The 792-nt window shown below is 46.7% G+C and carries 1 protein-coding gene; it reads left to right on the top strand.

Going from position 1 to position 792, the window contains the following annotated elements:
• A partial coding sequence (locus A3738_RS27895) for a class II glutamine amidotransferase (protein ID WP_156504553.1) occupies positions 1-610 on the top strand: 610 nt, incomplete at its 5' end.
• Positions 611-792: the final 182 nt, after the last annotated feature.

The following is a 792-nucleotide window of genomic DNA, read 5'->3' as shown; positions in this document are numbered from 1 at the left end:
TTTGCCTAGTTCAGAATCCTTGATTGCGCGCTTTCTTCAAACCTATCCAATTAAAAGTAATACGGTGGTTTCGCATATTCGCCAAGCTAATGTTGGTGAGGTGTCGTTGGCCAACACCCATCCATTTCAGCGCGAGCTATGGGGTAAGCCTTGGACCTTCGCACATAATGGTCAGCTTAAAGAATTCAGCCAGTTTGAACTGACACGTTTTCGCCCAGTTGGCTCCACCGATAGCGAGCATCTGTTCTGTTGGTTGATGGGGCAGTTAGACGAGCATTTCTCGTGCTGCCCGAGCTGGGAAGAGTGGGTGCCTTTTGTGCATCAGTGTTGTTTGAAAATTCACGAAGCCGGCATCGCAAATATCATACTGAGTAATGGCGATGCGCTCTTTACCTTCTGTTCTACCAAGCTCAGTTGGATTACCCGCCGTGCACCGTTTGGCGAAGCGAAACTTGCTGATACCGATGTCACCATCGACTTTTCAAATGAAACCAGTGAAAACGATGTAGTTAGTGTGGTTGCGACCGAACCGCTCACCGTGGATGAGACTTGGACCAAACTCGAACCGGGGAGTTGTTGTGTGTTTGTTGATGGAGAGTTAGTTGGATAGAAGGTTGTTCTGTCGAATGATTGCTAAGCACTCTTATCAACTTGCACATTAGCTAATCGTTATTGCTTCATTCTAATACGTCATTTCCGCGAAGGCGGAAATCCATTGTGTTGATCTTTGGTTTTTTGTAGAAAAATCCTAGTTTCTACTCTTCTTTTCCTGTCGGTGGCGACCGACTGCGC

It is taken from the genome of Oleiphilus sp. HI0066 (assembly GCF_001635725.1).
This window is presented reverse-complemented; position numbering and strand designations above follow the sequence as displayed.